This is a genomic window from Pseudomonas sp. SR18, from assembly GCF_023701505.1.
GTDB lineage: Bacteria > Pseudomonadota > Gammaproteobacteria > Pseudomonadales > Pseudomonadaceae > Aquipseudomonas > Aquipseudomonas cyclaminis.
This window is the reverse complement of sequence record NZ_JAMQAU010000002.1, coordinates 264,378-287,051: the sequence shown is the minus strand read 5'-3', so window position 1 is coordinate 287,051 and position 22,674 is coordinate 264,378. Positions and strand designations below refer to the sequence as shown.

Sequence of the window (22,674 nt, the reverse complement as noted above, 5' to 3'; positions counted from 1 at the left end):
AATGTCAGGCCTGCAGCCACTGGTTTGCGGGAGATGTCTCTCGTCTGCTGCGATTTGAAACGCTGGGCGATAGGGCGGATGGCGGCGGTTTACCGACGCCGAACGTAACCCTTGCCATAGTGACGCTCCATCCGCGCCTGGATCAGCTCCAGCCCTAGGGACATCACCCAATAGATGATCGCCGCGGTGGTGAGCATCTCGATGTAGCGATAGCTCGAACGGCCATAGGATTGCGCCAGGAACATCACCTCCCACACGCCCATCACCGAGATCAGGGACGAGTCCTTGAGCATCGAAATGAACTGGTTGGTGGCCGGCGGAACGATGGTACGCATGGCTTGGGGCAGGGTGACGTGCCAAAAGATCGCGTTGTCGCGCATGCCCAGCGCGAGGGCGGCTTCGCGTTGGCCGTGGGGCACGCCGAGGATGCCGGCGCGGAAGATTTCGCTCAGGTAGGCGCCATAGTTCAGCGACAGCGCAATGATCCCGGCCGTAATCGCCCCAGGTACCAAGCCCAGTTGCGGCAGGCCCAGGTAGATCAGCAGGATTTGGATCAGCAGCGGCGTACCGCGAAAAAATGAGGCGTAGAAGGTCGCGATGCCGAACGCCACCGCACTGCGGGACAGGCGCCCCAGCGCCGTGACGAAACCCAGCGCCGACGACACCAGAATCGAACACAGGCACAGGAACAGCGTCAACGCCGCGCCCTGCAGGAAGCCATTGGGCGCCAGATGCAGGCCGACCAGGTTCGGCAGCTTGTCGAGAATGATCGAGAACTTCAGGTCAAAGCTCAGGAAGAAACTGGCAAACAGGGCGAACAGCGCCGCCCAGGTCAGGTAAAGCCGCGTGCGAAAACTCATCGGCTGATATCAGCGCCGATCCATTTTTGCGACAGCTTGCTCAAGGTGCCGTCCTGCTTGAGCTGGGCAAACACCTCACGCACTTTGCTGTCCCACGCGGCGTCGCCTTTTTCGATGGCCACTGAGTTGGGCTCCGAGTACAGCGGTTCGCCAGCCAGCTTGAAGCGCTTGTCCTGGGTCAGGCGCGGTTGGGCGGTGACCAGGTTGGTGAGGATCGCATCCAGGCGCACGCCGGCACCCAGGCCGAGGTCCTGGAAGGCGACGTTATCGGTGTCGTACGGGGCGATCTGCACGTTCTCGAATGGGTACTGCAACTGCGTGTCTTCGGCGCCTTCGATCACCAGATTCTTGTTCAGGTAGCTCTCATAGCTGGAGGCGCTGGTGAGGCCGACTTTCTTGCCGCTCAGATCCTTGGCGGCGTGGATGCGGTCATCCTTGGCATTGACCACGATCACGGCCGGGGAAGCGTAGTACTCCACCGGGAAATCAAACACTTCGGCGCGGGCCTTGCTCGGGGTCATCGAGCAGATGCAGATATCGTAGCGCCCGCTCCAGCGACCGGCGGCGATAACGTCCCAGGACGGCGTTTCCAGGCGCAGCTTTACACCCAACTTTTGTGCCACGGCCTTGGCCACATCGACGTCGAAGCCGTCGAGTTGGTTCTGGTCATTGAGGAACGAGAACGGTGGATAGCTTTCCATCAGCACGCCCACCAGCTCTTTTTTCTGTTCAATCCGCTCCAGCGTGGCCCCGCCGAAGGCTTGGGTCGAGGCAGCCAGTATCATCAGGCCCAGGGCCAGCAGGGGTTTAAGTTTCACGAAGGACACCTTTAGAAAAAAGAGTTGGTACGAACCGGAGTGAACGTATTAAATAGTTATAAGAACGACTCTCATAGTGAGTTATTTTCATAAGCTTATGAGTAAAAAGCATATGGGCGCAGAAACAGTAATCCTCGATGGTGGCATGGGCCGTGAACTGCAACGCCGTGGCGCGCCGTTCCGCCAGCCGGAGTGGTCGGCGTTGGCCTTGAGCGAAGCGCCGCAGGCGGTGGAGGCGGTACACGCGGCCTATATCGACAGCGGTGCCAACGTGATCACCAGCAACAGCTACGCGGTGGTGCCGTTTCATATCGGTGAAGCGCGGTTTGCGGCTGAAGGCCAAGCCCTGGCGGCGTTGGCGGGTGAGTTGGCGCGTCGTGCGGTGACGGCCTCGGGCAAAAACGTGCGGGTGGCCGGTTCGCTGCCGCCGCTGTTTGGCTCGTATCGCCCCGATCTGTTCGAGGCTGAGCGGGTGACCGAACTGCTGACGCCTCTGGTAAAGGGCCTGGCGCCCCACGTTGATCTGTGGCTGGCGGAAACCCAGAGTTCGATCATTGAGGCGAAGGCGATCAAGGCCGGCCTGCCGCAGGATGGCAAGCCGTTCTGGCTGTCGTTTACCTTGAAAGACGAAGACACCGACGACGTGCCGCGCCTGCGCTCCGGCGAGCCGGTGGCAGACGCCGCCGAAGCGGCGGCGCAGTTGGGTGTGCAGGTGCTGTTGTTCAATTGCAGCCAGCCGGAAGTGATTGGCGCGGCCATCGACGCGGCGCGTCAGACCTTCGCGCGCCTTGGCGTGGCGATCCAGATCGGCGCCTACGCCAATGCCTTCCCGCCACAACCCAAGGAAGCCACGGCCAATGATGGCCTGGACCCATTGCGCGACGACCTCGACCCGCCGGGCTACCTGCATTGGGCCGCGGACTGGCAGAAACGCGGTGCCAGCCACTTGGGCGGTTGCTGCGGGATCGGGCCGGAGCATATTGCGGTGCTGGCCCAGCAGTTTCGTTAGAACTTGTAGGAAGGCTCTTTAACTAAGGCTACTGTCCACTTGGGCGGTTTGTATCATCCGACGGCTCACCTATAGCTCAGCAGTCGCCGAGACATCGGCGGTCGACTTTAGCCGGTCGGAAAAAATGATGCACAAGCGCCCGTTCAAACGTGGAGCTTTTTGCCGCACCTTGATTTATGGCGGCTGTGCGCGGGACACTTTCGGGTGTGCCGGGTTTTTCATTTTTCCCGGTCGGCTAACCCTCGTACAGCTGCCACCCATTTTGTTTAGCCGCTGTGGGTGGCCGTTTTCATCTAATAAATGAGATATACCCATGCCTAACTACACCCCACTGGACAGCAACATCAGCTGTGATCCAGTCTTCTTCCTCAATGCCGATGCTGATGCCTGCGAGCTGTTTGAAACTGCCACGCAGCGTATCCAGGCCGCGTGGAACCTGCTGAACAGTGTCACCTGCTTGAGTACCGAACTGGCTGAAGGCGCCGACCTGCAACATGTCGCCTCGGCAGCACACGTATTGTTGCAGGATGGTGTGACGCTTTGCAGGCGTTAGGTTGGAAGGTCAAAGCAGGCCATAGCACCCCATCCGTCTAGAGAATTCGCCATGATTCAAAAATGCTGTATTTTTATACAGTGATTCGAAAAATCTACCGCGTGGGTTTCATTTCCACTCGGGCAATTGGCAATTGTTGATTTCCATTTTTTAACGCAACATCGCGTGATCGCGATGAGCGGGACGTCTAATTCTTCAAAGCAAGGTAGAATCGCGGCCCGTAATGGGGGGTGTATGGCAAAAGAGGCACAAATCGCGTTTGTTGAGCTAGAAACTTCAAGTGTTTTGGACTTGCCTGCTCAATCGCTGGCGTCTGCAAAATCCATGGCTCGCTCAATGTCGGCTAATTTTCCAGCTTCCGAACAGCTTGCCCTGACCCGCTCCTTTGGTTCCAGGGTTATTCAGGCTTGGTGGGGAGGCCTCACAGAGGGCCATATGGTCCCTCAGGAGTTACGCTCCCCGATTGCAGCGTTTGAGACATTGGAACTTCCTTCAATCGCGCGTTCGCTCGCGGACCAGATTGGTAAGATGGCGGCCAAGCTCGACGCGGAGGCGGCGGCGTATCAGATTGGATTGATCTATACAGGGATGCTTCCCACACAACATCGTGGAGAGTTTGGCGTCTTTTATACACCCCCTGCACTCACAGCTCGTCTTCTCGACCAGGCAACCGCTGCGAAGGTCAATTGGGCAAAATGTCGTGTTCTAGATCCAGCATGTGGCGGTGGTGCCTTCCTCGCACCTATCGCACAGCGAATTATGGAAGAGCTTGAGGGTTGCAGTCCTAAGCTGTTGCTGCAAAGCATCGGAAATCGTCTGCATGGATTTGAAATCGATCCATTTGGTGCTTGGCTCAGTCAAGTCACTCTTGATGCTGTGTTGTTACCTATTAGTAGCGTGTCAGGGTTGACGCTGCCCATCATGGTGACGGTTTGTGACTCGCTTCGTCAGCCTCCCGTGAAAGATCCGTTTGACCTAGTGATAGGTAATCCTCCTTATGGTAAGGCTAAGCTCGACGCTGAAACGCGCGAGCTCTATAGTCGCTCTTTATATGGTCATGCGAACCTCTACGGTTTATTTACTGACCTTGCAATTCGTCAGACCAAACCTGGTGGATTAATCGCCTATATTACACCTACTTCTTTTTTAGCCGGAGGGTACTTCAAAAATCTCCGATCTGTAATAGCTCAGGAAGCACCACCTTTAGCGATTGACTTCGTTGCTGCTCGTAAAGGCGTTTTTGACGACGTGCTTCAGGAAATGGCACTTACAACTTACCGCAGAGCTGGTGCGTCAGTTCCCGTTAAGGTATCAGAAGTTGCATTAGTTTCAGGCGGGGCAATAGAGGTGGTCGATGCTGGATCAATTTGCCTCCCTAAAGACTCCACATTGCCTTGGCTCTTGCCACGTAATTCTGGTCAAAGCAAGTTGGTAGCTAAACTGGCGAAAATGCCGTGTCGCCTCGCGGATTGGGGCTACGGAGTCAGTACTGGGCCTTTAGTTTGGAATCGGCACAAATCGCAACTGGTTTATAAGTGGGGGGAGCAGAGGTTTCCACTTATTTGGGCGGAGGCTATCACTTGGGATGGACAGTTCATATTCAGGGCAAATAGAAAAAACCATGCTCCCTATTTCGAGTTGAAGCCTTCGGAGCGTCATTTGTTAACAACACAGCCTTGCGTACTACTACAGCGAACAACCGCTAAAGAGCAAAGTCGGCGCCTAATTGCCACGGCACTTCCAATAGAGTTTCTGGAGCTGCACGGGGGAGTTGTTATTGAGAATCATATTAATATGATTAGGCAGATTACCGATGCTCCTACCGTTAGCCCATCTGTGCTTGCCGCTTTTCTTAATAGTGGTGCGGCGGATCGAGCTTTTCGATGTGTTAGTGGTTCAGTAGCCGTGTCTGCCTACGAGTTGGAGTCGCTCCCTCTTCCTGCTCCTGCCGATTTGGCTGAGCTAAGCCGATTGGTAGCAGCAGATTGCTCAAAAGATGTCATTGAAGCAGCCTGCTCTGAACTTTTTTAAGGATGAAAACCGTGCTTCCACCCTATGTATCACGAAAACTGATTTCTGAAAGGCTACCTGCTATTTTTCCAGAGGGTACGCCAAACCGTACCTACTGCATTCGTGAAATCACGGCCAGTACAGTTTTTGCGATGCTATACATTGGTGCTGTTGAAGATGCTGATGTTTGGCTCGGCCCGGTACATGTTTATCGTATGACAGATGTACAAGCGGAAAATATTACTGATGAGGCGCGTTTAAGTTACCGCAGTAATCTGCGCAAAAAATCTTATAGTGTACCTGGTAGCCGATGGTATGCAGACAATACAAGAGAGCCCATTCGTGATGAGACCCTTCGCGAAGGGTTGCTTGTTGTAGGGGCTGTAATTGAAAAGGCTGGCGTGCCTACAACGTCAGGTGCTCCGCGTTACGCATTGAAAAAAAATCTTGCGGCACTATTCGATCCTGATTTAGTAGGCGAATTATTAGATATTGCTATTTTGGCTTGGCAAAAAAATCATCTGTCGCACAGCGCGCGAGCACGTGTTTCTCTTATGCGTGCTGGAACCATTACCAAAGATGGCGTATTGGTGAATTTTCCCAATGGGGATACCCGTCGACTTATTCATGGTCCAAGTTCTGATATATCTAAAGCGGTGGTCGAGGTGTTTTCTGTTAAGTTTCTAGAGGAGCCAGGCGTGATTTGGCTCAGCGAGTCTGGTAACAAAACGGTTCATTCAGATGTTAAGTTGGCGTTAGCTATCGGTTTAGATATTCAAGCGAACAAGGATCTTCCTGACCTGATTTTAGTTGATGTTGGGCCATCACAGCCTTTGATAGTTTTTGTGGAGGTGGTTGCCACTGATGGGGCGATTACGCCTCGTAGACAAGAAGCTCTGTATGCGATAACCGACAAAGGTGGGTTCGACCGTTCGCAGGTTGCTTTTGTGACCGCTTATGCGGATCGCGAAACGGCTGGATATAAAAAAACAATGTCAGGGCTAGCATGGGGATCTTTTGCTTGGTTTATGTCTGAGCCGGACAATCTCATAGTCTTTAGAAACAACACCCGTTTGTTGGCGAAGCTCAATTTTGATCTTTTTCAGCAAGGCGATTGTTAGATATATAGTCGCCTGCTCGCGATGTGGTTATTTTAAGTCGGTTTTTACGACTATTGAGCCACACTCGCGGGCAAGTTCGGTTTCCGCATTTATCCAGAGTGTTTAAAAACTCAATTGCGACACTCCACTAGTGTTTTCAGCTGGCCATCGCCTGCCTGGTTCCCCTCCGACAACCACGCCTCAAACCCTGCGCCTACCTTCGGCCACTCCCCATCCAGAATCGAATACCACGCGGTATCGCGGTTCTGCCCCTTGACCACCATGTGCTGGCGGAACACTCCCTCGAAACTGAACCCCAACCGCTCGGCCGCGTATTTGGAGCGGGCATTGCCGTTGTTGCACTTCCATTCCAGGCGGCGGTAGCCCTGTTCGAATGCGTACTTGGCCAGCAGGTAAACGGCTTCGGTGCTTTTCGGCGAGCGTTGCATCGGCGCGCCAAAAGTGACGTGGCCGATCTCGATGCGGCCCTGGGCCGGGACGATGGACATCAGGCTGAGGATGCCCTGTACTTCGCCGCTGGCGCGGTCAACCACGCTGAAGAAATACGGGTCGCTGTTGGCGGCGTGGTTGTTCAGCCAGGCATCGAATGCGGCACGCTCGGTAAACGGCCCGTAAGGCAGGTAATCCCAAAGCTTCGGATCGGCGCCGGGGCCATCGAGGGCTTGCCACAGCTGATCGGTGTGGCGTGCCGGGTCGAGTTTTTCCAGGCGAATAAAGCGCCCTTCAAGCAGGTGGGTGCTGGGTGCCGGGACGCCTTTCCAGTCGGCGGGGGAAATGGACATGCTGCGCTCCTTAAAGGCCTTTGCGAAATTGGATAAAGCCAGGGCGTTCGGCGATGCGTTCGTACAGCTGAATCGCCGTGGCGTTGGTCTCATGGGTCAACCAGTGGACCTTGCAGCAGCCGTCCGCTTTGGCGGTGGTGTAGACGAATTCGATCAGTTTGCGACCCACGCCGGTACCGCGCTGGCTCGGGTCCACAAACAGGTCCTGCAGGTAGCAGGAGTTCTCGATGCTCCAGTTGGAGCGGTGGTAGATGAAGTTAACCATGCCCACTGCCTTGCCGTCCTGCCAGGCCAGGGCCGAGTAGGTCGGTTCCTGGGGATTGATCAGGCGTTGCCAGGTGCTCTGGCTCACTGCGTCAGGCAGCTCGGTGTTGTAGAAGGTCAAATAGGCCTGCCACAGTGGCAGCCACGCGGCGTCGTCGGCGGCGGTGACGGGGCGGATGTCGATCTGGCTCATTCTGAAACTCCTTGGGGAATAAAGCGCGCGAGGGCCTGGTCGCGCACGTCGGGGCTGGCGGCCAGGCCTTCGCGCATGCCGGCCATATCTGCCGCGCTGCGGTTCTGGCCGAGTTTGCGTTTGCCGATCACACGTTTGATCGGCAGGGCGAAGCCGACGATGGCCTTGAGCATGCCGTCAATGTAGTCGGCCGGAGCGTCGCTGACGGCCCAGGGTTGGGCGCGGCCGGTTTCGTGGCGCTCGGTCAGGGCGCTGACCAGCGCGAGCAGGCGCTCGGCCTCGGTGAACACTTCAGCTTTGCCGTAAGCGTGGACGGCGATGTAGTTCCAGGTCGGCACCACTTTGCCGTGCTCGGCCTTGGCCGGGTAGAACGCCGGGCTGATGTAGGCGTCGGCGCCTGCGAAAATCACTAGCGCGTCGCTGCCATTTTGCAAGTCGCGCCATTGCGGATTGGCCTTGGCCAGGTGTCCATAGAGCGTGCCGTTGGGGCCTTCATCGGGGTTGAGCAACAGCGGCAGGTGACTGGCCTGCAGGCCTTGCTCGCCAAAGGTCACCACCTGCGCCAGGCGTGTGTGCTGGATCAGTTGCTGGATTTCAGGCAAGTCGTCGATGGCGAAGGCGCGAGGTGTGTACATAAATATTTTCCTTGGCGAATGCCTGCATCCTAGGCAGGCTAATGGTTCGTTGTAAGAGCCATCTACTGCTCATTTCATAGGTCCAATTGCGTGCCAGCCATCGAACCTCCGCTGTCCTTTAACCCCGCCGGTATTGAGCTGGATCGCCGCCAGGGCCTTAGCCGTCAGCTTTATCAAGCGTTGCGCCAACGGGTGTTGGACGGGCGATTGGTCAGCGGCACACGTTTGCCGGCCAGCCGCGATCTGGCGGCCGCGCTGGCGATCTCCCGCAACAGCGTGGTGCGGGCCTACGATCAGCTGTACGCCGAAGGGTTTATCGAAGGGCGGGTGGGTGATGGCACGTATGTGGCGCAATTGACGCCTGCGCCGAGTCCGACAAAAAAATTATCCACAAAACTGTCCACAGGGTTTTCAACAGGCTTATCCCCAGCCTTATCCACAATTTGCGCCGAATCAGCAGAAAATTTCCCGGCGCAGGTTATCCACAGCCCGGCTATTGAGCGGATGGAAAAGAATCATCTGCCGCTGCCGCCAACGGGTCCTCCACGAGCTTTTCGCGTGGGCGTGCCGGCTTTTGATCTGTTCCCTTTCGACGTGTGGGCCAAGCTGAACGCGGCATTCTGGCGCAAGCCGGACTTTCAGCAGCTGTGTTACGGCGACCCGGCGGGTGATGGCCGCTTGCGTGGCTTGATCGCTGCTTATCTGCGCAGTTCCCGGGGTATGCATTGCAGTGCTGAGCAAATAGTGATCACCAGTGGCGCGCAGCAGGCAATCAGCCTTTGTGCACAGCTGTTGGTTGAGCCCGGTACGGGGGTGGCCATTGAAAATCCAGGCTACCGCGCCGCCGGCCATGCCTTCGCCGTTGCCGGGGCAACCTTGCATGGCGTAGCCGTAGACCAGGAAGGCATCGACTGCACGGCGCTGTCGGCGCTGGATGACTGTCATTTGGCGTACGTCACCCCATCCCACCAATACCCGTTGGGCGTGGTGATGAGCCTGACGCGGCGCCTGGAACTGTTGGCCTGGGCCGAACGACGTGGCTGTTGGATCATCGAGGACGACTACGATGGCGAGTACCGCTACAGCGGCGCGCCGCTGGCACCTTTGGCGGCGCTGGATCGCAGTGGACGGGTGTTGTACGTCGGCACTTTTGGCAAGGTCGCGTTCCCGGCGCTGCGCCTCGGGTATCTGGTACTGCCGCCAGGCTTGGTGCAGGCATTCGCTCAGCGCCGGGCAGTGGATGTGCGGCACTCGGAGATCAGCACCCAGGCGGTAATGGCCGAGTTCATGGCGACGGGGCATTTCCAGCGGCACATTCGCCGCATGCGCCGCGCCGCGTTGAGTCGGCGTAACACCTTGCTGGCAGGATGGCCGCACGCACTGCCGGGGGTTGGCGAGTTGCCCGGCGTCGCCGCCGGCCTGCACTTGACCGTACGCGTGGACAGCCTCGCCCGGGAGCGTGAGCTGCTGGCCCAGGCGCGTTCCGCCGATGTCGAGATCAATGGCCTGAGCACTTATTGGCTGCCGAACTCTGTCACCGCGCCCGACCAACGTGCCGGCCTGGTCCTGGGGTTCGCGGCGGTGCCCGAAGCCGCAATTGCCCAGGCGCTTATGCGCTTGCGTAAAGCCTGGTCATGAGGGTCCATGCAAGGGACCGACAGGTCAGCGGCGGAGGTGATTATGTATAGGCGATCAGCTCACCGCACAGGTCCAGCTCCACCAGGCGGCGAACCTCGGCGGTGGCGAGGCCGGCGCCGATCAGCGCGTTGAGCTTGCCGAATGCCGCCTCACGGGTCATCCCACCGCCCGACAACACGCCTACGCCACGCAGGCGGCTGCCCGCTTCGTACACATCCAGTTCTACACCGCCTTCATGGCATTGCGTGATTGCCACCACGACCACACCCTGCTCCTGGGCCCGTTTGAGGCTGTCGAGGAAGGCCGGGTTGTCGCTGGGGCCGGTGCCGCTGCCATAACACTCCAGGACCAACGCCTGGATACCGCTGTCGATCATGGCATCCAATTGCACGGCGCTCATGCCCGGCACCAGCGGCAGCACACCGATGTTGGCCAGCGCCTTGGGCTGACGGTAGTCCAGGGCTGCCGGGGTTGTATCGGCCTTGCTCGCGCCGCTGCTGCGCTGCAGTGCTGCAAACGGATGGCGACCAAAGCTGCGGATCTTCGCGCAACGGGTCGGGGCCATCAGCGCGCCGTGGAAATACAAATGCACGCCGGGCGCCAGGCCTTGATCCAACGCCGCCAGTGCTCCGCTGACGTTTTCCCAGGCATCGCTGTCCGGCACGCCCGCCGGCAACATCGAGCCGGTAAACACCACCGGCGCCGGCAGGCCCAGCAGTTGGAAGCTCATGGCGGCTGCGCTGTAGGCCAGGGTGTCGGTGCCGTGCAGGATCAACACAGCGTCGCAACCCGCGTCCACGGCGTCGATCACGGCGGTGTGCAGGCGCTGCCAATAAGCGGGCGTCATGTTGGCGCTGTCGATCAGCGGCGCCATTTCCCGGAAGCGCCACGTGGGCACTTGCTGGTTGGCGAGCTGCTCGCGCATGCGGGCTTCAAAGCCGGATGCCGGGGCCAGGCCATTGGCGCTGGCCTGCATGCCGATGGTGCCGCCGGTGTAGAGCACCATCACGTTGTTAGCTGGTTGCATCGAAGAATCTCCTGAACGAAAAACGCCGCCGGGCCCAGAGCATGCCCAAGGCCGGGCGGCGTGTCATCTAGCTGCGATTAACGTTGCGCTTGAGCGCTCAGTTCCGCCGCCGGGGCCGCTTCGGATTTCACCGGGTTTGCCGGCCAAGCCGTGCGGTCCAGGTCCAGGTCAGGGAACTGGCTGGAGTCGAACACCGGGGTCTTGATGCCTGCGGCGCGCTGGTTGTCGTAGTCGTTCAGGATGCGCATGGCGATCTTGAACAGGAACGCCAGGGCGAACAGGTTAACGAAGGCCAGCAGGGTCATGGTGATGTCGGCAAACGCGAACACCGTGCTCAGGTTCTCGATGGAGCCCCAGAAAATCAGCGCCAGTACCAATGCGCGGTAGCCCATCAGCACCTTGCGGTTATTGCCCACCAGGAAGCGCAGGTTGCTCTCGCCGAGGTAGTAGTTGTACATGATCGAGGTGAACACGAACAACGCCAGGGCCACCGAGATGAACATGCGGCCCCAGTCACCGACCACTGCCGCCAGGGAGTTCTGGGTCAGGGCAATGCCGTCGCCTTCAAAACCTGGGGTATAGAAGCCGGAAAGCAGGATCAGCAGCGCGGTGCAGGTGCAGATCACGAAGGTGTCGAGGAACACGCTGAACGCCTGGACCACGCCCTGGGCGATCGGGTGTTCTACGGAGGCCACCGCTGCCACGTTAGGCGCACTGCCCAAACCGGCTTCGTTGGCGAACACGCCGCGCTTCACACCCATGATGATTGCGCTGCCCACCAGGCCACCGAAGGCCTGGTCGAGGCCGAACGCGCTCTTGACGATGGTCGCGAGCATGGCCGGTACGTGGTCGAATTGCAGCACGATCACGTACAGGGTCACGGCGATATAGATCAGGGTCTTGACCGGCACCAGCAGGTCGGCGATCGAGGCGATGCGCTTGATCCCGCCGATGAACACCAGGCCCAGCAATGCCGCCAGGGCCAGGCCGGTGTAGGTGGTGTCGAGGCCGAAGGCGTTGTTGAGCGAGTGGGTCACGGCGTGGGCTTGCAGGCCGTTGAACGCGAAGCCGAAGGTCACCAGCAGCAGGAACGCCATCACCATACCCAGCCAGCGTTTTTGCAGGCCGTGCTGGATGTAATAGGCCGGGCCGCCACGGTAGGTGCCCTCTGCGTCAGTGCGCTTGTACAGCTGGCCGAGGGAGCACTCGATAAAGCTCGACGACATGCCCACCAACGCGGTGACCCACATCCAGAACACGGCACCTGGGCCGCCAAGGGTAACGGCAATGCCGACACCGGCAATGTTACCGGCGCCTACGCGGCCGGCCAGGCTGAGCATCAGCGCCTGGAACGAGCTGAGTTGGCCGGAGCTGCTCTTCAGGCTGTCTTTGAACACCGAGAACATATGGAAAAAGTGACGCAGTTGTACGAAACGCGAGCGGATCGTGAAATAACCGCCGAGCCCGACAATGAGCACGATCAGTACTTTCCCTGAGAGGAAGTCGTTGATGACTTCGAGCATGGAGTGTTCCTCGCTGATTTTTCTAATGGCAAACGCAGGACGGTTCGACGCAATCGCTAAGCACCAGGCAGTGCACGACCGTTCGACCCCAATCCTTTTGCGGGTTGTTATTCATGCGGTTTCGCGCTGTACCGGGCCTCGTTACCGACGGCCGCAGACGCGAGAGGGGCGGCACTATACCTAGGCGAACGTGATCCGTCTGCTCGGGCTGATTAAAGGTTTCAGCCAAGCTGTTGCAGGCAAGGTGGGTTTGCAGGGCGATATTGGATTTTTTATGGGCGTCATTTCACAACCTTGAGGCAAAAAAAAGGGCCTGAAGAACGAGCCTTCGGGCCCTCAAAAGGTGAGAGGTGTCTAGTCCCTCAACCTGGTGAGCAGTGCAACAAACGCTTAGGCCTTCAACGGGACCAAGCGTGGAGCGATCATGTTTTCGGGGCGCAGGATGTCGTCGAGCATGGCGTCGTCGAGCAAGCCTTCTTCGCGCACCAGTTCCAGCACGCCGCGGCCGCTTTCGAGAGCGATACGCGCGATGCGGGTGGCGTTTTCATAGCCGATGTACGGGTTCAGCGCGGTGACCAGGCCGATGGAATGTTCCACCAGTTCGCGGCAGCGCGCTTCGTTGGCGGTGATGCCGACGATGCAGTGTTCGCGCAGCATGTCCATGGCGCGTTGCAGCAGGCGGATCGAGTCGAAGATCTTGAAAGCGATCAGCGGCTCCATCACGTTCAGTTGCAACTGGCCGCCTTCGGCCGCCATGGTCAGGGCCAGGTCGTTGCCGATCACTTGGAACGCGACTTGGTTCACGGCTTCCGGGATCACCGGGTTGACCTTGCCAGGCATGATCGAGCTGCCTGGCTGACGCGCCGGCAGGTTGATCTCGTTGATCCCGGTGCGTGGGCCGCTGGACAGCAGGCGCAGGTCGTTGCAGATCTTCGACAGCTTCACGGCGGTACGCTTGAGCATGCCGGAGAACAGCACAAAGGCGCCCATGTCGGAGGTGGCTTCGATCAAGTCGGCAGCCGGTACCAGCGGCTGGCCGCTGATGGTGGCCAGGCGTTGTACGGCCAGGGCCTGGTAACGCGGGTCGGCGTTGATGCCGGTGCCGATGGCGGTGCCGCCCAGGTTCACTTCGGTCAGCAACTCTGGCGCCAGGGTTTTCAGGCGGGCCAGGTCTTCGCTGAGGGTGGTGGCGAAGGCGCGGAATTCCTGGCCGAGGGTCATCGGCACGGCGTCTTGCAGTTGGGTGCGGCCCATTTTGAGCACGTGGCCGAACTCGACGCCTTTGGCGGCGAAGGCTTGGATCAGGCTGTCGAGGCTGGCCAGCAGCGCGTCATGGCCCAGCAGCAGACCCAGGCGGATCGCGGTCGGGTAGGCGTCGTTGGTCGACTGCGCCATGTTCACGTCGTTGTTGGGGTGCAGGTATTGGTATTCGCCCTTCTGGTGACCCATGGCCTCCAGCGCGATGTTGGCGATGACTTCGTTGGCATTCATGTTGGTTGAAGTGCCGGCGCCGCCTTGAATCATGTCCACCACGAACTCTTCGTGGAAATCGCCGCGGATCAGACGGGCACAGGCTTCGCTGATGGCAGCGTGCTTGGCTTCGCTGAGCTGGCCCAACTCGCGGTTGGCATCAGCGGCTGCTTGCTTGACCATTGCCAGGCCGACCACCAATTTCGGGTAATGCGAAATCGGAACGCCCGAGAGGCGGAAGTTATTCACCGCTCGCAGGGTCTGGATGCCGTAATACGCTTGGGCGGGTACTTCGAGTACGCCAAGCAGGTCTTTTTCTGTACGGAATGATGCAGCGGAGGACATGACGGAAATCATCTCGATAGGGACCCGGAACAGGCCGGAACACCGCGAATGCTAGGCTTGTAGGAAAATTTGGGCCAATGCTGTTCAGCACTGGCCTATGCATAAACGGCATAATGCAGATGTGACCCGGCTATGATGGCGGGCGTGTGTGCCAAAATGGTGCGTACCCGTGGGAGGCAGTGATGAACCTTGAGAGCAAATGGCTGGAAGACTTCAGCGCCTTGGCGGCGACGCGCAGCTTTTCCCAGGCGGCGGAGCGGCGCTTTGTCACCCAGCCGGCGTTCAGTCGACGTATCCGCAGCCTTGAGGCCGCGCTCGGGCTGACCCTGGTCAATCGCTCACGCACCCCGGTGGAGCTGACGGCGGCGGGGCAACTGTTTCTGGTCACCGCGCGCACCGTGGTCGAGCAGCTTGGTGAAGTGCTGCGCCATTTGCATCATTTGGAAGGCGGGCAGGGCGAAGTCATGCAAGTGGCCGCCGCCCACTCCCTTGCGCTGGGTTTCTTCCCGCGCTGGATCGCGCAGTTGCGCAACGAGGGTTTGAACATCGCCACGCGGCTGGTCGCCACCAACGTCGGCGATGCTGTGCACGCCCTGCGCGAAGGTGGCTGCGACCTGATGCTGGCGTTCTACGACCCGGACGCGGCAATGCAGATGGACGCGGAAATCTTCCCGTCGCTGCATTTGGGCAACACCGAAATGCTCCCGGTGTGCGCCGCCGATGCCGACGGCAAACCGCTGTTTGACCTGGAAGGCGAGGGCAGCGTGCCGTTGCTGGCCTACAGCGCGGGTGCCTTTCTCGGGCGTTCGGTGCATTTACTGCTGCGCCAGCGCGCACTGCGTTTTACCACCGTGTACGAAACCGCCATGGCCGACAGCCTCAAAAGCATGGCCCTGGAAGGCCTGGGCATCGCCTGGGTGCCGCAACTGAGTGTGCGGGCGGAATTGGCACGTGGCGAACTGGTGGTGTGCGGCGGGCCGCAATGGCATGTGCCGCTGGAGATTCGTCTGTATCGGTGTGCGTTGGTGCGCAAGGCGAATGTGCGGTTGTTGTGGCGCAAACTGGAAGGTGGCGCTGCCCAAAGTACCTGAGCCAAACACGAATCGAATGTGGGGGGGGGCTTGCCCCCTCCCACAGGGTTTTGCGGTGTTTTGTACTGACTCTTGAGTCAATAAAACCGCCGGTTTGGGCGGTAAGACAGATGGTCATCCCAGGGGCTGTTTATCTGGATTATTACGGTATACTGCGCGGCCTTCGGCCGGTCCAACCGGCCTTAATTCGTACACCAAGCCACGCCGGATTTCCCGCGTGGCTTGTTGTTTTTTGACGCGCCTGCGGGCGCCCAGAGAGAAGAGGCACGACGATGAGTGCATTGGTTGGCGTGATCATGGGCTCCAAGTCCGATTGGTCCACCCTTAGCCACACCGCCGATATGCTGGAAAAACTCGGCATTCCGTATGAAGTGAAAGTGGTCTCTGCCCACCGCACCCCGGATTTGCTGTTCCAGTATGCCGATGAAGCAGAATCCCGTGGCATCGAGGTAATCATCGCCGGTGCCGGCGGCGCAGCGCACCTGCCGGGCATGTGTGCAGCCAAGACTCACCTGCCAGTGCTGGGCGTACCGGTGCAGTCGGCAATGCTCTCGGGCGTGGATTCGCTGTTGTCCATCGTGCAGATGCCGGCCGGTATCCCGGTGGCTACCCTGGCGATCGGCAAGGCTGGTGCGATCAACGCTGCCCTGCTGTCCGCCAGCATCCTGGGCGCCAAGCATCCGCAGTTCCACGCGGTGCTGAAAAAATTCCGTGCTGAGCAGACAGACAGCGTGCTGGACAATCCAGACCCACGTATCGCCTGAGGTTGTTGACGATGAAAATCGGTGTAATCGGTGGCGGCCAACTGGGCCGCATGCTGGCTTTGGCGGGTACCCCGCTGGGGATGAACTTCGCTTTCCTGGACCCGGCGCCGGACGCCTGCGCTGCGGCCCTGGGTGAACACCTGCGTGCTGACTACAGCGACCCGGACCACCTGCGCCAACTGGCCGATGAGGTCGACCTGGTGACCTTCGAGTTCGAAAGCGTCCCGGCCGAAACCGTGGCCTTCCTGTCGCAGTTTGTGCCGGTGTACCCGAGCGCCGAAGCCCTGCGCATTGCTCGCGACCGCTGGTTCGAAAAGAGCATGTTCAAGAACCTGGGCATTCCGACTCCCGCCTTCGCCGACATCCAGTCCCAGGCGGACCTGGACGCCGCTGTCGCCAGCATCGGCCTGCCAGCCGTGTTGAAAACCCGTACCCTGGGCTACGACGGCAAGGGCCAGAAGGTCCTGCGCACCGCTGCCGATGTGGTCGGCACCTTCGCCGAACTGGGCAGCGTCGCCTGCCTGCTGGAAGGCTTCGTGCCGTTCACCGGTGAAGTCTCGCTGATTGCCGTGCGGGCCCGTGATGGCGAGACCCGCTTTTACCCATTGGTGCACAACACCCACGACAGCGGCATTCTCAAGCTGTCCGTGGCCAGTACCGAGCACCCGTTGCAGGCGCTGGCCGAAGACTATTCCAGCCGTGTGCTCAAGCAACTGGATTATGTCGGCGTGATGGCGTTCGAATTCTTTGAAGTCGACGGCGGCCTCAAGGCCAACGAAATCGCCCCGCGCGTGCACAACTCCGGGCACTGGACCACTGAAGGCGCCGAGTGCAGCCAGTTCGAAAACCACCTGCGGGCGGTAGCGGGCTTGCCCCTGGGCTCCACGGCCAAGATCGGCGAGAGCGCCATGCTCAACTTCATCGGTGTGGTGCCGCCGGTTGAGCGTGTGATGGCGATTGACGATTGCCACGTGCATCACTACGGCAAAGCCTTCAAGGCCGGGCGCAAGGTCGGCCACGCCAACCTGCGCTGCAAGGACCGCGCGACGCTGCAAGCGCAGATCCTCAAGGTTGAAGCGCTGATCGCCGAGCAATAAGCCAAGCCCGACGGGAACCATTGGTGGCCGTCGTCTCTCTGATTGCAGGATGCCAAAGCCTGACTAGGCTTTGGCATAGCTCACTTCATTCAGAGGGAAATGCCATGGGTATCATCGGAACCATCTTTATCGGCTTGATCGTCGGCCTGCTCGCGCGTTTCCTCAAGCCAGGCGACGACAGCATGGGCTGGATCATGACCATCCTGCTGGGTATTGCCGGCTCCCTGGCCGCGACCTACGGTGGTCAGGCACTGGGTATCTACCAGGCGGGCCAGGGCGCAGGCTTTCTGGGCGCGCTGGTCGGGGCGATCATCCTGCTGGTGATCTACGGCCTGATCAAAAAGAAGTAATCAGCCGACAAAGTCCTCTGCGCTGCGCAGGCGCAGAGGGCTAGAATGCTCGGCACTTGTAATTGCCGAGCCTCTCCATGCGCCGTCTTCTGTTGACTCTCCTCCTGCTGGGCTCTGGCCTGGCGCACGCCAGTGAATTGCCGGAAACCGACTGGCTCGACCTGATGCCGATGTCGGACCAAAAGGCCCTCGAAGCCATGCCCGAGATCGACCACAACTCCCCGGAAGCTCAAGGCACCTTTACCGACAAGGGTGGTTTGAAGCAGAGCAAAGGCTTGCCCGCGGTGATGTATTCGACCAAGACCGTGGCGGCCATGAACGGCAAGAACATCCGTATCGGTGGCTACCCGGTGCCGTTGGAAACCGATGCCAAGGGCCGTAGCACGCTGTTCTTCCTGGTGCCGTACCCAGGCGCGTGTATCCACGTGCCGCCACCGCCGCCTAATCAATTGGTGCTGGTGCGTTATCCCAAGGGGTTGAAGCTGGATGATATCTACACGCCGCTGTGGGTGACGGGCACGTTGAAGGTGGAGAAGGTCAACAATGACTTGGCGGATGCGGCGTATGCGCTGGATGCGGGGAAGGTGCGTGTGGTGAAGGAGTCAGACCTCTAGAACCCGACACATAACCATGTGGGAGGGGGCTTGCCCCTCCCACATTTGATTGGGTTTACAGAGCTATACCGCAGATGCTCACGCCCAACGTGTGATGTTCACCCGGCGCCAGCGCCACCACATCCTCCAGCACATTCGCCGTCTCGATGCACAGCATGCCTGTCCAGCCATCGTCGGCCATGTCGTCGAAGGCCTTGGCGCGTTCGGTCCACGGGTTCCAGATCACGGTGGATTTCGAGCCTTCGCTGATGAGCTGGATACGGCGCTGCCAATCCTTGTCGACGATGGTCAGCTCTGCAGGCGTGTCGAGATAGATGCGGTCGGTCTCGGCACTGAAGTGCAGCAGGCCGGATTGCTTCTTCTCGCTCCAGCCATCGGCGGTGTCGATGTACGCCGAGCCGTCCAGGCCGTCGACCTGCACGTTGCGCACATCGCTGACGGCGAAGTAGGTGTGCAGCGCCTGGCTCAGGGTGACGGTGTCGGTGCCCCGGTTATGGCTGGTCAGGCGGATGTGCAGTTGGTCGTCCAGCCGCAGGCTCAGTGTCAGGTCAACCTGATGAGGCCAGCCGGGGAAGCCGCCTGCCGGTACGGGCAGTGTCAGGTCCACGCGCAGCACTTCGCCTTCCAGTTTGCTCCCAGCCAATTCCCAGCGTGCCGTACGCGCAAAACCGTGGGCGCCGGCAGGTTGGTCACTCTGGCGCATCGCCTTTACGCTTTGCGGGTTGCGGTCGAACACGCCAAACCATGGCCAGCACACCGGTACACCGGTTCGGATGCCTTTGCCTTGCTTGAACACCGCCGCCGGGTTAGGCCAGATCAGCGGCTGCTCGCCCTCACGCCCGTAACTGAAGATATGCGCGCCCTGCTGGGCGACCATCAATTGCGCGCCGTTGTGGCGGATACGCCAGCAGTCCAGCTCGTCGATTTTCAGGGTTTCAACGTGGGGCGTAGGCATACACAGCACTCTTCATGGCAGGCAATGGGGCAATGGACCGTCAAAACCCGGCGAGGTTTAACGTGCGCGCGACGGCACCGAACGCGTGCGGCCACTGCCGTCGATGGCGACGAACACAAACACCGCCTCGGTGACCTTGCGCCATTCGCTGGACAGCGGGTCGTCGCTCCACACTTCGACCATCATCTGGATCGAACTGCGGCCGATTTCCAGGGCCTGGGTATAGAAGGACAACTGCGCGCCCACTGCCACCGGCACCAGAAACGCCATGCGATCAATCGCCACGGTGGCTACGCGACCGCCCGCGACCTTGCTGGCCATTGCCGTGCCGGCCAGGTCCATCTGCGCGACCAGCCAGCCGCCGAAGATATCGCCAAAGCCGTTGGTCTCGCGCGGAAGCGCGGTGATTTGCAGGGCGAGGTCGCCTTGCGGGATAGGGTCTTCTTGTTCGAGTTCGATCATGCCGGAGATGCCTCTCAAGACTGCGGGTTCTTGCGCGTGCGTGGGCCGAGTATATCGACACCCTTGCGCCGCGACGACCTTCTGTGGCTGATTTGGTCGGCAATTGGCCGCTGTATCGCGGCTTTTTGCGGCAACTGTGCTTGTGATGTGCTTTTGCAAGCGATTTGCTATCTTGCCCAACCCGTCCTGGCTCAGCCAGCACACCGGATCTGCCGTCCTGACTAATAAGAGAAGCCTTGCCATGTCCTCCGTGCCCGCAAGCAGTGCGCAGCCTTCGCGCCCGCTGACCCGCAACGACTACAAAACCCTGTCGCTGTCTGCCTTGGGCGGGGCGTTGGAGTTCTACGATTTCATCATTTTCGTGTTTTTCGCCACCGTGGTCGGAAAACTGTTCTTCCCTGCCGACATGCCTGAATGGCTGCGCATGATGCAAACCTTCGGCATCTTCGCCGCCGGTTACCTTGCCCGCCCACTGGGCGGCATCATCATGGCGCACTTCGGCGACCTGCTGGGCCGCAAGAAAATGTTCACCCTGAGCATCTTCATGATGGCCGTACCGACCCTGATCATGGGCCTGCTGCCGACCTACGCGCAGATCGGCCTGTGGGCGCCGATCCTGTTGCTGCTGATGCGCGTCATCCAGGGCGCAGCGATTGGCGGCGAAGTGCCGGGCGCGTGGGTGTTCGTCTCCGAACACGTACCGCCACGCCATATCGGCTACGCCTGCGGTACCCTGACCAGCGGCCTTACGGCCGGTATCCTGCTGGGTTCGCTGGTGGCCACAGCAATCAACACGCTTTACACCCCTGAGCAGGTCTCGGATTACGCCTGGCGTATTCCGTTCCTGTTGGGTGGCGTGTTCGGCCTGCTGTCGGTGTACCTGCGTCGCTGGCTGCACGAAACGCCGATCTTCGCCGAAATGCAGCAACGCAAGACGCTGGCCGCCGAGCTGCCATTGCGCGCGGTACTGCGCGACCACCGTGGCGCCATCGTGCTGTCGATGCTGCTGACCTGGTTGCTGTCGGCCGGCGTGGTGGTGGTTATCCTCATGACCCCGACCGTGCTGCAAACCATCTACCACTTCAGCCCGACCGTAGCGCTGCAAGCCAACAGCCTGGCCATCGTGACCCTGAGCCTGGGCTGTATCGCCTCCGGCGCCTTGGCTGACCGCTTCGGTGCGGGCCGCGTGCTCATTAGCGGTTGCGCGCTGCTGCTGGCCACCTCTTGGACGCTCTACCACAGCCTGTTGGCTCACCCGGACTGGCTGTTCCCGCTGTACGCCTTGACCGGCCTGTTTGTCGGCACAATCGGCGTGGTGCCGTACGTGATGGTCAAAGCCTTCCCAGCCGTGGTGCGTTTCAGCGGCTTGTCGTTTTCCTACAACGTGGCCTATGCCGTGTTCGGCGGTCTGACGCCACTGGCTGTCTCGCTGCTGATGAAAGAAAGCCCGATGGGCCCGTCTTACTACGTGGCTGCCCTGTGTGTGATGGGGATGGCGGTGGGCGGGTATCTTTGGAAGCATTCTCGCTAAGCCTGATCAGGCTCTCGCCAGCGTGAGAGCCTGGTTTCGCATTCCGCCCCCGGTAATCGGGCGTCGTGCCAAAGCATATTTTCCAGGGCCTGCGCGGCGACTGATGAGGTAATTACGTGGTGCTCGACCATGAGGTCCAGTAGCCAGAGGGCGCCACGCACCGGGATACCCTCTTTCTGCGCCTGGCGGCGTAGTTTCCCATCACCTGTCAGCAGTGGCCTGCCTGTTGTGTGTGCCAGCAGATAGCAGGACACATCGGCCATTGAGCTATTGCCATGCTCAATTTTTAACTTGAGTAGTTTTTGTACACCTTGCTCGTCAAACGACTCAACCAAAAGGCCTTGGGCGAGCAACTCGCCGTGGTGGATGTCTTCCAACTCATACAGAACGAAGTCAGTACAGCAGAGGGTAAAGGGCAGTTTGAACATCTGTTCCAGCAGTCCGGCATTTCTGAAATCGATCCAGATATTCGTATCGCTGATATAGATGAGGCTCATGCACTCTCCAGTGCCTTGAGGGGCCTTCGTAGTAATTCCGCGGCCCGGGATCTGGTTATCAGCTCTTCTGCCAACGCCCAGAAGACCAAAGACTCGAAGCGCTGCGGAGGTTTGCAGGGCAGTGGCTCGGGTTCGGCCTTGCGCCAACCATGAGTGCTGAATTGGATGGTAAGCAGCTTGTAGCCGGTGTCACCTACCAAACCGAGATCTTTCAGGCGGCGCAACGCGGCATGCATTGAAATTCCGTTCTGACGCTTGGCAATAAGTAGTTCCTGGGTATGAATTCTTGAGCGAGGGCGGCTACCAAAATCACGGGTAACGGCATCAGCTGGGTAAAGAAAGGCACCAGCGAAACGGTGACAGCAGTTCTCTTTTTCGCGCTCTGGCATGTCTTCGGGCAGTTGCATGATCCAATGTCCCAGTTCGTGGGCAGCGGTAAAGCGAATGCGTTCGCCTGGACGATGGGCGTTCAAGGCAATCAGGACATGTTCGCCATCACGGGTCGCGACGCAGGCGCCATCAAAATCATCCGGGCCATCCAACATCACGACCTTGATGCCATGTTCTTCCAGCTGTTCTGTCAGATGGGCGATCGGATCGCCGCCTATTCCCCAATACTTTCGTAGTTCGTCAGCTGCAATCTCGGCCTCTTCAATGGAGGACACTGGCAATAGGTTCGCTGGAGTTCTAGCGGTCTGAATTTCCAATGGCTGGAAGCATTGTTCAAGGGCGATATAGCGTTCCAGGTGCTCGCGGACCTGCTCTTCGACTTGCACCTGGCGGTACTGAGGCATTTTGGCCAGTTTGCGAAACTCCAACGGAGCCAGTGGCAGGGCTTCAGCGCGAAAAAAGTATTCCGGACTCACTTCCAGTGCCTTGGCCAATTGCAGAAGGCGCTGAGAGTTGGGAGTAGTCAGTCCTTTTTCATATTTGCTCAAGCCTTGTTTGGTGATATCGCCTAGCTGGAGCGCTAAAGCCTCCAGCGACAGGCCTCTGAGCAACCTCGCACGGCGAATTCGGTCATTAATCATAAAAGTCTCCTTGGGTTGACAAGGCTATTCCTAA

The 22,674-nt window shown here is 59.4% G+C and carries 23 protein-coding genes; 11 read left to right on the top strand and 12 right to left on the bottom strand.

Annotation, left to right across the window (positions count from 1 at the left end):
- Window positions 1-89: 89 nt before the first annotated feature.
- Together NDJ82_RS05165 and NDJ82_RS05160 are read right to left on the bottom strand one after the other, a co-directional pair.
- Window positions 90-860, bottom strand: coding sequence for an amino acid ABC transporter permease (locus tag NDJ82_RS05165; protein WP_099586074.1), 771 nt, complete (start codon window positions 858-860; stop codon window positions 90-92).
- The gene (locus tag NDJ82_RS05160; protein ID WP_112192792.1) at window positions 857-1,678 is read right to left on the bottom strand and encodes an ABC transporter substrate-binding protein; all 822 of its coding nucleotides are present in this window, start codon (window positions 1,676-1,678) and stop codon (window positions 857-859) included. Before NDJ82_RS05160 ends, NDJ82_RS05165 begins: the two co-directional genes overlap by 4 nt.
- Before the next feature lie 112 nt (window positions 1,679-1,790).
- Here NDJ82_RS05160 and NDJ82_RS05155 point away from each other — a divergent pair, with 112 nt between their 5' ends.
- From NDJ82_RS05155 to NDJ82_RS05140, 4 genes are all read left to right on the top strand, one after another.
- Window positions 1,791-2,687 (top strand): homocysteine S-methyltransferase family protein, encoded by an 897-nt coding sequence (locus tag NDJ82_RS05155; RefSeq protein ID WP_250925036.1) that lies wholly within the window; start codon window positions 1,791-1,793, stop codon window positions 2,685-2,687.
- Window positions 2,688-3,000: 313 nt separating this feature from the next.
- A complete protein-coding gene (locus NDJ82_RS05150; protein WP_352230432.1) occupies window positions 3,001-3,240 on the top strand; it encodes a hypothetical protein in 240 nt (79 codons plus the stop codon).
- Between the two features lie 234 nt (window positions 3,241-3,474).
- Window positions 3,475-5,271 (top strand): HsdM family class I SAM-dependent methyltransferase, encoded by a 1,797-nt coding sequence (locus NDJ82_RS05145; protein WP_250925035.1) that lies wholly within the window; start codon window positions 3,475-3,477, stop codon window positions 5,269-5,271.
- A gap of 11 nt (window positions 5,272-5,282) precedes the next feature.
- Window positions 5,283-6,371, top strand: coding sequence for a BsuBI/PstI family type II restriction endonuclease (locus NDJ82_RS05140; protein ID WP_250925034.1), 1,089 nt, complete (start codon window positions 5,283-5,285; stop codon window positions 6,369-6,371).
- Window positions 6,372-6,481: 110 nt separating this feature from the next.
- Here NDJ82_RS05140 and NDJ82_RS05135 read toward each other — a convergent pair whose 3' ends face one another.
- The 3 genes from NDJ82_RS05135 to NDJ82_RS05125 are packed head-to-tail and all read right to left on the bottom strand — an operon-like array spanning window position 6,482 to window position 8,245.
- On the bottom strand, window positions 6,482-7,153 hold the full coding sequence (locus tag NDJ82_RS05135; protein ID WP_250925033.1) for a GNAT family N-acetyltransferase: 672 nt from the start codon (window positions 7,151-7,153) through the stop codon (window positions 6,482-6,484).
- Window positions 7,154-7,163: 10 nt separating this feature from the next.
- Window positions 7,164-7,610, bottom strand: a complete 447-nt coding sequence (locus tag NDJ82_RS05130; RefSeq protein ID WP_250925032.1) for a GNAT family N-acetyltransferase — start codon at window positions 7,608-7,610, stop codon at window positions 7,164-7,166.
- The gene (locus NDJ82_RS05125; protein WP_250925031.1) at window positions 7,607-8,245 is read right to left on the bottom strand and encodes an FMN-binding negative transcriptional regulator; all 639 of its coding nucleotides are present in this window, start codon (window positions 8,243-8,245) and stop codon (window positions 7,607-7,609) included. The genes NDJ82_RS05130 and NDJ82_RS05125 overlap by 4 nt, the downstream gene beginning before the upstream one ends.
- A gap of 90 nt (window positions 8,246-8,335) precedes the next feature.
- Between NDJ82_RS05125 and pdxR the strand changes: the two genes are divergently transcribed.
- Window positions 8,336-9,883: a MocR-like pyridoxine biosynthesis transcription factor PdxR gene (pdxR, locus tag NDJ82_RS05120; RefSeq protein WP_250925030.1), complete on the top strand. Its 1,548-nt coding sequence runs from the start codon at window positions 8,336-8,338 to the stop codon at window positions 9,881-9,883.
- A gap of 40 nt (window positions 9,884-9,923) precedes the next feature.
- On the opposite strand, the gene NDJ82_RS05115 is transcribed toward pdxR, so the two are convergent.
- The 3 genes from NDJ82_RS05115 to aspA all read right to left on the bottom strand — a co-directional run bounded on the left by NDJ82_RS05115 (window position 9,924) and on the right by aspA (window position 14,248).
- The gene (locus tag NDJ82_RS05115; RefSeq protein WP_250925029.1) at window positions 9,924-10,910 is read right to left on the bottom strand and encodes an asparaginase; all 987 of its coding nucleotides are present in this window, start codon (window positions 10,908-10,910) and stop codon (window positions 9,924-9,926) included.
- A 77-nt stretch (window positions 10,911-10,987) separates the two neighbouring features.
- Window positions 10,988-12,433, bottom strand: a complete 1,446-nt coding sequence (locus tag NDJ82_RS05110; protein ID WP_158879256.1) for an alanine/glycine:cation symporter family protein — start codon at window positions 12,431-12,433, stop codon at window positions 10,988-10,990.
- 390 nt (window positions 12,434-12,823) lie between these two features.
- The gene (gene aspA, locus NDJ82_RS05105; protein ID WP_032884466.1) at window positions 12,824-14,248 is read right to left on the bottom strand and encodes an aspartate ammonia-lyase; all 1,425 of its coding nucleotides are present in this window, start codon (window positions 14,246-14,248) and stop codon (window positions 12,824-12,826) included.
- 182 nt (window positions 14,249-14,430) lie between these two features.
- Here aspA and NDJ82_RS05100 point away from each other — a divergent pair, with 182 nt between their 5' ends.
- From NDJ82_RS05100 to NDJ82_RS05080, 5 genes are all read left to right on the top strand, one after another.
- On the top strand, window positions 14,431-15,339 hold the full coding sequence (locus tag NDJ82_RS05100) for a LysR substrate-binding domain-containing protein (protein WP_053127569.1): 909 nt from the start codon (window positions 14,431-14,433) through the stop codon (window positions 15,337-15,339).
- Between the two features lie 272 nt (window positions 15,340-15,611).
- Window positions 15,612-16,103: a 5-(carboxyamino)imidazole ribonucleotide mutase gene (gene purE, locus NDJ82_RS05095; RefSeq protein WP_003176980.1), complete on the top strand. Its 492-nt coding sequence runs from the start codon at window positions 15,612-15,614 to the stop codon at window positions 16,101-16,103.
- An 11-nt stretch (window positions 16,104-16,114) separates the two neighbouring features.
- The gene (locus tag NDJ82_RS05090; protein ID WP_250925028.1) at window positions 16,115-17,200 is read left to right on the top strand and encodes a 5-(carboxyamino)imidazole ribonucleotide synthase; all 1,086 of its coding nucleotides are present in this window, start codon (window positions 16,115-16,117) and stop codon (window positions 17,198-17,200) included.
- A 104-nt stretch (window positions 17,201-17,304) separates the two neighbouring features.
- Complete coding sequence (locus NDJ82_RS05085; protein ID WP_099586064.1) at window positions 17,305-17,550, top strand: GlsB/YeaQ/YmgE family stress response membrane protein; 246 nt, start codon at window positions 17,305-17,307, stop codon at window positions 17,548-17,550.
- A gap of 77 nt (window positions 17,551-17,627) precedes the next feature.
- Window positions 17,628-18,164 (top strand): DUF3299 domain-containing protein, encoded by a 537-nt coding sequence (locus tag NDJ82_RS05080; RefSeq protein WP_099586063.1) that lies wholly within the window; start codon window positions 17,628-17,630, stop codon window positions 18,162-18,164.
- Between the two features lie 55 nt (window positions 18,165-18,219).
- Here NDJ82_RS05080 and NDJ82_RS05075 read toward each other — a convergent pair whose 3' ends face one another.
- Window positions 18,220-19,119 carry a D-hexose-6-phosphate mutarotase gene (locus NDJ82_RS05075; protein WP_250925027.1) on the bottom strand — a complete coding sequence of 300 codons (900 nt, stop codon included), beginning with the start codon at window positions 19,117-19,119 and terminating at the stop codon, window positions 18,220-18,222.
- A 57-nt stretch (window positions 19,120-19,176) separates the two neighbouring features.
- Complete coding sequence (locus NDJ82_RS05070; protein WP_003176975.1) at window positions 19,177-19,581, bottom strand: acyl-CoA thioesterase; 405 nt, start codon at window positions 19,579-19,581, stop codon at window positions 19,177-19,179.
- A gap of 241 nt (window positions 19,582-19,822) precedes the next feature.
- On the opposite strand from NDJ82_RS05070, the gene NDJ82_RS05065 reads away from it, so the two are divergent.
- On the top strand, window positions 19,823-21,112 hold the full coding sequence (locus tag NDJ82_RS05065; RefSeq protein WP_250925026.1) for an MFS transporter: 1,290 nt from the start codon (window positions 19,823-19,825) through the stop codon (window positions 21,110-21,112).
- Here NDJ82_RS05065 and NDJ82_RS05060 read toward each other — a convergent pair.
- Together NDJ82_RS05060 and NDJ82_RS05055 are read right to left on the bottom strand one after the other, a co-directional pair.
- Window positions 21,109-21,609, bottom strand: a complete 501-nt coding sequence (locus tag NDJ82_RS05060) for a PIN domain-containing protein (protein ID WP_250925025.1) — start codon at window positions 21,607-21,609, stop codon at window positions 21,109-21,111. The two genes, NDJ82_RS05065 and NDJ82_RS05060, sit on opposite strands and share 4 nt — an antisense overlap.
- On the bottom strand, window positions 21,606-22,640 hold the full coding sequence (locus NDJ82_RS05055; protein ID WP_191958792.1) for a helix-turn-helix domain-containing protein: 1,035 nt from the start codon (window positions 22,638-22,640) through the stop codon (window positions 21,606-21,608). The genes NDJ82_RS05060 and NDJ82_RS05055 overlap by 4 nt, the downstream gene beginning before the upstream one ends.
- Window positions 22,641-22,674: the final 34 nt, after the last annotated feature.